General features: G+C 69.1%; 9 protein-coding genes. 8 read left to right on the top strand and 1 reads right to left on the bottom strand.

Going from position 1 to position 4,975, the window contains the following annotated elements; all coding sequences use genetic code 11:
* Positions 1-39 precede the first annotated feature (39 nt).
* The gene (locus ACWJ6R_RS30105) at positions 40-396 is read right to left on the bottom strand and encodes a hypothetical protein (protein ID WP_449065466.1); all 357 of its coding nucleotides are present in this window, start codon (positions 394-396) and stop codon (positions 40-42) included.
* Between the two features lie 216 nt (positions 397-612).
* Between ACWJ6R_RS30105 and ACWJ6R_RS30100 the strand changes: the two genes are divergently transcribed.
* The 8 genes from ACWJ6R_RS30100 to ACWJ6R_RS30065 all read left to right on the top strand — a co-directional run bounded on the left by ACWJ6R_RS30100 (position 613) and on the right by ACWJ6R_RS30065 (position 4,926).
* Entirely contained in the window at positions 613-1,047 is a 435-nt protein-coding gene (locus ACWJ6R_RS30100) for a hypothetical protein (protein WP_449065465.1), read from the top strand.
* A gap of 53 nt (positions 1,048-1,100) precedes the next feature.
* Positions 1,101-1,346, top strand: a complete 246-nt coding sequence (locus ACWJ6R_RS30095) for a hypothetical protein (RefSeq protein ID WP_449065464.1) — start codon at positions 1,101-1,103, stop codon at positions 1,344-1,346.
* Positions 1,347-1,442: 96 nt separating this feature from the next.
* Positions 1,443-2,159: a GntR family transcriptional regulator gene (locus tag ACWJ6R_RS30090; RefSeq protein WP_449065463.1), complete on the top strand. Its 717-nt coding sequence runs from the start codon at positions 1,443-1,445 to the stop codon at positions 2,157-2,159.
* A 117-nt stretch (positions 2,160-2,276) separates the two neighbouring features.
* Positions 2,277-2,702: a plasmid replication, integration and excision activator gene (locus ACWJ6R_RS30085; protein ID WP_449065462.1), complete on the top strand. Its 426-nt coding sequence runs from the start codon at positions 2,277-2,279 to the stop codon at positions 2,700-2,702.
* Positions 2,699-3,004 (top strand): hypothetical protein, encoded by a 306-nt coding sequence (locus ACWJ6R_RS30080; protein ID WP_449065461.1) that lies wholly within the window; start codon positions 2,699-2,701, stop codon positions 3,002-3,004. Before ACWJ6R_RS30085 ends, ACWJ6R_RS30080 begins: the two co-directional genes overlap by 4 nt.
* Positions 3,005-3,089: 85 nt before the next feature.
* Complete coding sequence (locus ACWJ6R_RS30075; RefSeq protein ID WP_449065460.1) at positions 3,090-4,502, top strand: FtsK/SpoIIIE domain-containing protein; 1,413 nt, start codon at positions 3,090-3,092, stop codon at positions 4,500-4,502.
* Entirely contained in the window at positions 4,499-4,702 is a 204-nt protein-coding gene (locus tag ACWJ6R_RS30070) for a hypothetical protein (RefSeq protein ID WP_449065459.1), read from the top strand. Before ACWJ6R_RS30075 ends, ACWJ6R_RS30070 begins: the two co-directional genes overlap by 4 nt.
* Entirely contained in the window at positions 4,699-4,926 is a 228-nt protein-coding gene (locus ACWJ6R_RS30065; RefSeq protein WP_449065458.1) for a replication initiator, read from the top strand. The genes ACWJ6R_RS30070 and ACWJ6R_RS30065 overlap by 4 nt, the downstream gene beginning before the upstream one ends.
* Positions 4,927-4,975 lie beyond the last annotated feature (49 nt).

The raw sequence follows: 4,975 nt of genomic DNA, 5'->3' as shown, positions 1-4,975 counted from the left end.
CCTCACCTCATCGGGGCACGCTCCGGCGCTCAACCCCGGTTAACTTCGAAGAGCCTCCATCAGACGGAGGTTGTTGGTCTCCATCGTCAGGATCATGACCATGACGGGGTCGACGACGGCGGAGGCTTCGAGGCGGGCCGTCAGCTCCTCGATCTGCTCCTGGTGCTCGCCTCCGTGGTCGCCGGTCGGGGAGGCGGTATCGAGCGGGGCCAAGCCGAAGAGCATGCGCGCGTGGTCGGGCAGGCCCAGGCCGGCGGCGATGCGTTCGAACACCTCCAGGTCGGTGACCTGGCGCTGGCGGCGGATGATCTCACTGATGCGGCCTTGCGGGATGCCGGTGGCGGTGCTGATGCGGACCTGGGTGGCGCCGCTGTACTTGACAGCGAGGTTGAACAACCCGGCTACATCCCGGCTTTTGAGGATTTCCCGGCTTTCTTCGCGGTCCCACACCTGAGCGGGGATCTCGATCGGGTCGAACGCGTTCCCGTGCATTCCCGTCCTCCGGTTGCCAGTCCCCGAGGTGGTGCATCGCTACAGGCCGGACTCTATATCTCACCCTGGTATATCCGCGTGGAATAGGCGGAGAAAGTCTGGTTGGACATCCTTTCCGGCATGACAACACCGGTTAAGTGCACCGCGTGTGACGGGCGCGGCTGGAAGATCGTCACTCGTCGGGGATGCGTGGCGGCCATGGGGCTGCACCTGGAGATGTCCGCGCGCGAGGACTGCCTGTACTGCGACAGCAACGACCCGAGCACGCAGGTCGTGGAGATGTTCGAATGGGAGGTGTTCTCCACCTCCGCCGGGGTCGACGAGCTGGGACCGTGCGGGACCAACTCCGGGCAGGCCACCGCGATGGACACTCTGCGCACGGCGCTGCGCCGCCTGGCGGCCGAACCTGCGCAGGCCGGCGTGACGGTGTGGGGGCGCGTCGTCCACCGGGTCTATGACTTCGGCACCGTCCCGGACGACTGGTCCCGACGGATCATCTTCACGGCGACGGTGGACCCGGCCGGGACGGTGCGCTTCGAGCGGGTCACCTCGTGAACGCTCGGGCCCTCGGCTGGGAATCGCCGTGCCCGTCCCTGCACCTACCTCCGGTGCGGGATGAGCACCGGGCGTTGACCTGGTACGGCGCGGCGCGGTTCGGCCGGGTGCGGGTGGTGGCCTGGACCTGCCATCAGCACCGGGTGACCTTCTACGAGTTGTGCGAGGCCGGCGGGCTGGCGTTCATCCGCCGCACCATCGACCGGGACGGCGGGCGGGCCGTCTCCTACAGTGAGGCGTGGTCGTGCCGCAGAGCGCGGGAGATGTGGTCGGCGCTGGTGGCGGGCCTGGTCCGCTGACCTCGGGATGCCCGTGGGTGCTGAGGTCCTGACAGGTCTCCACTCCGCCGGTACTGTGCTTATGCAGACAAGTGGAAGAGTGATCGGGCGGTTGAGATGAGCATGGACTTCGCCCCACCGAAGTACGCCCAGGTGATGACGGCGATACAGCAGCGCATCACCGAGGGTGAATACGCGCCCGGTGACATGCTGCCGTCCGAGACGCAGCTCGTCCGGGAGTTCGGCGTCGGCCGGACCACCGTGGTGCGGGCGTTGCAGACGTTGGCCATGCAAGGGTGGATCGAGCGCGAGCACGGCCGCGGCTCGTTCGTCAAAGGCCGGCCGGAGACCTCGGCCGACCGGATCCGGCCCGCGCTGGAGACGGCCGAGCACGCCGAGAGCGCCGAGAGCATCACCGACGTGCGCCGCGTTCCGGCTCCCCGGCACGTCGCGCGCCTGCTAGGGGTCGACGCCCGGACTCCGGTGATCGAACGCCGGAGGGTGGCCAAGCAGGGCGGCCGGCGCTCGGCGGTGGAGACCTTCTGGTTCCCGCTGGAGGTGGCACTCGGCACCGACCTGGACAAGGCCGAACCGCTGCGGCACGGGATCCGCCAGCATCTCCAGGCGGTCAAGCGCCTGCGCTTCGACCACATCACCGAGCGGTTGACCGCGCGCATGTCGACCGAGGAGGAAGCCGAGGTGCTCGGCTCGTCCACGCCCGTGCTCGGGGTGCTGGCCACGGTGCACGATGCCTCGGGAACCGTGCTGCTGGCGATGAGCGTGGCCATGCCGGGGGACCTGCATGAGCTGCTCGACGTCTACCCGGTGACCTGACGGCTCTCCCACTCGATCCGCTTATTCACTTGTGCGGACGAGTGGGATCGCCTACTCTCAACTTGTCCGCACAAGTGGACGTCCGAATGAAGGGCGTTCTCGATGAAAGGAGTGATCATGGCTATTCAGGGACCCATCCCGATCAGCTTCGAGCAGGTCTTCCCGCACGGCTGCTACATCGTCGGCGCGGTCGAGCAGGTCAAGGACTTCGACGCCTCGACCAGCAGCCGGACCGTCTACGCCAAGGACAAGACCACCGGCGAACTCGTCTGGCAGGTCGCGGTGATGGACGCCGACCCGGCCGTGAAGGCCGGCCAGAAGACGGTCTCGGTCAAGATCCTGTCGCCGGTCGAGCCGGTCGTCCCGCCCGCGCTGCCGGGCCTGCCGTTCGTGCCGGTCGAGTTCGACGGCATGACCGTGACCCCGTACGTCAACCAGTCCACCGGCCGCCTGGCCTACTCCATCCGGGCCACGTCCATGCGAGCTCCCCGCGCGGCCGGAGCCCCGGTCAAGACGACGGCCGGTAAGGAGGTCGCAGCGTGAGCGAGCACAAGCCGTACACCTTCGTCACGACGTCGATCGACGCCGACGGCACCCGGCTCGGCGTCTCCTTCCACACCGGAGACCTGGCGGTCACGGTGCTGGGGACCGAACGGCAGCGGCCGATCCTGACCATCTCCAGCGCTGAGGCGCGGGTGTCGATCTCCACCACGGGCGGCGGACCGGTCACCGACCAGGACGTGACGCTCGCCCGCCGACTCGCCGACGCCACTGCCCGCTACCTCGCCATGTGCGAGCAGCTGCACGCCGAACACTCCACCTCGGTCGGCATCAACGCGGCCTGACCTGCAAGCGGGGCCGCCAGAAGCGGCAACTTCCGGCGGCCCATCGGTTCTCCCCAGATGCGATTCAAGAGAGGACACCAGCCTAATGTTCAAGAAGATGCCTGGTGATGAGGCACAGCACCTCGTCTCCACCACCCCTGATACCGCCGTGGTGTTCCGCCCCGCTGTGGTGCGGACTCCGGCGTTCGTCACGCTCGTTATCTTCGCCTGGCGGTTGCTCGCCGGTCTCGTTCGCCTGCTCTGGCGGCACCCGGTCGCCTCGGCCGTCGTCGCCGTCCCGTGCGCGGCGACGTGGTTGTACGGCTGGCGCATGAGCCTGGTCCTGATCGCGGCGGCCGTGACCGCGCTGGCGCTGTGGTGCTCGGTGCACCGGCCCTCATTCCTGTGGCTGGTCGGCTGGCCGCTGTTGGCCTTCTGGCGCTTCGTGTGGATTTACCGGCGGCACTGGCAGGCGGTGATGGTCGTCTCCGGGCTGGGACGGCACCTGCGCGGCCGGGACTACCTCCCCCATCTGATCCGGGTGCGCTGCACTTCCTGGGCCGACGTCGTGACGGTCAAGATGCTGCACGGCCAAGCGGTCAAGGACTGGGCCGACCGCATCGACCACCTCGCGCACGGCTTCGGCGCCCGTTCCTGCCGGGTCTCCATCGCGCGGGCGGGCCGCCTGGTGCTCGTCTTCCCCCGCCGTGACCCGCTCGCCACGCCGCTCCCGGCCATGCCGATCCCGGAGGGGGCCTCGGTGGGGCCGGTCCTGGTCGGGACCCGTGAGGACGGCTCTCCCTGGCTGCTCAAGGTTCACGGCACCCATGTGCTCGTCGCCGGGGCCACCGGGGCGGGCAAGGGCTCGGTGATCTGGTCGACCATCCGCGGCCTGCTCCCCGCCGTCCGCGCGGGCCTGGTGCAAATCTGGGCGCTCGACCCCAAGCGCATGGAACTGTCCTTCGGCCGCGCCCTGTTTGGAGAGAGGTACGCGGCGACCCCGGAACAGTGCGCCGACCTCCTCGACGCGGCCGTCGAGGTGATGCAGGAGCGGGCCGACCGATTCGCCGGCCTCCAGCGCTCCCACACCCCGACCCCGGAGGACCCCTTCGTCCTGGTGGTGGTCGACGAGGTGGCGTTCCTGACCGCCTACCAATCCGACCGGGCCCTGAAGCAACGCATCTCCGCCGCCCTGGCCACGCTCACCACGCAAGGGCGGGCGGTCGGCGTCGGGGTGATGGCGGCGCTCCAGGACCCACGCAAAGACGTGCTCACCATCCGCAACCTGTTCCCCGACAAGATCGCACTCCGGCTCGATGAGTCCGAGCAGGTGGACATGGTCCTCGGCGACGGCGCCCGCGACCGGGGCGCGCTGGCCGACCACATCTCCCCGATCCCGCAGCAGGGCGCGGGCGTCGGCTACGTCCGCCTGGAAGCCTCCCCCGATCCGATCCGGGTGCGCGCGGCCTACGTCTCCGACGCCGACATCCGCGCCATGGCCGAGGCGGTGGCGGCATGAGGGTCTGCTTCTACGGCACCGACGAGGAGATCACCCACATCTGCGAGCGGCCGATCCTGGCACTGCTCGGGCCGCGCCGCACGCAGCGGGTGGTGGCCTTCGAGCTGTCCGACCCCTCCATCAGCACCGACCCGTACGGGGCCGTCTACCGGCTGGCGGCCGACCTGACCGAGATCCACCGTGAGGAGGTGAACGAATGACCACCCCGACGACCGACCGTTCCATCTCCCGGGCCGAGCGGCAGCGGATGCCGGTCGCGCTGGATGTGGCGGTGGAGATCGCCAAGCACAACGGCGTGTGCATCCGCCCGATCGTGCTGCGGCGGCTGGACATCCGTACCGGGCAGAGCGAGGACGTCAACGTTCCGTGCGGGGCCACCCGGGAGGCCACCTGTCCACCATGCGCCAAACGGAACCGCTACTGATCTTGAAGTGCTGAGGTGAGCACGCCAGGTGTATCCGCGCCCACCCGGG

The sequence above is a fragment of the Planomonospora algeriensis genome, assembly GCF_977012225.1.
Note: the sequence above shows the minus strand (reverse complement) of the source record. Positions and strands in the feature narration are given on the sequence as shown.

Excerpts from the sequence above, each read along its gene's own strand:
- ACWJ6R_RS30100 (WP_449065465.1), top strand. The coding sequence starts at position 613 with ATGACAACACCGGTTAAGTGCACCGCGTGTGACGGGCGCGGCTGGAAG.
- ACWJ6R_RS30090 (WP_449065463.1), top strand. The coding sequence starts at position 1,443 with ATGAGCATGGACTTCGCCCCACCGAAGTACGCCCAGGTGATGACGGCG.
- ACWJ6R_RS30085 (WP_449065462.1), top strand. The coding sequence starts at position 2,277 with ATGGCTATTCAGGGACCCATCCCGATCAGCTTCGAGCAGGTCTTCCCG.
- ACWJ6R_RS30075 (WP_449065460.1), top strand. The coding sequence starts at position 3,090 with ATGTTCAAGAAGATGCCTGGTGATGAGGCACAGCACCTCGTCTCCACC.
- ACWJ6R_RS30070 (WP_449065459.1), top strand. The coding sequence starts at position 4,499 with ATGAGGGTCTGCTTCTACGGCACCGACGAGGAGATCACCCACATCTGC.
- ACWJ6R_RS30065 (WP_449065458.1), top strand. The coding sequence starts at position 4,699 with ATGACCACCCCGACGACCGACCGTTCCATCTCCCGGGCCGAGCGGCAG.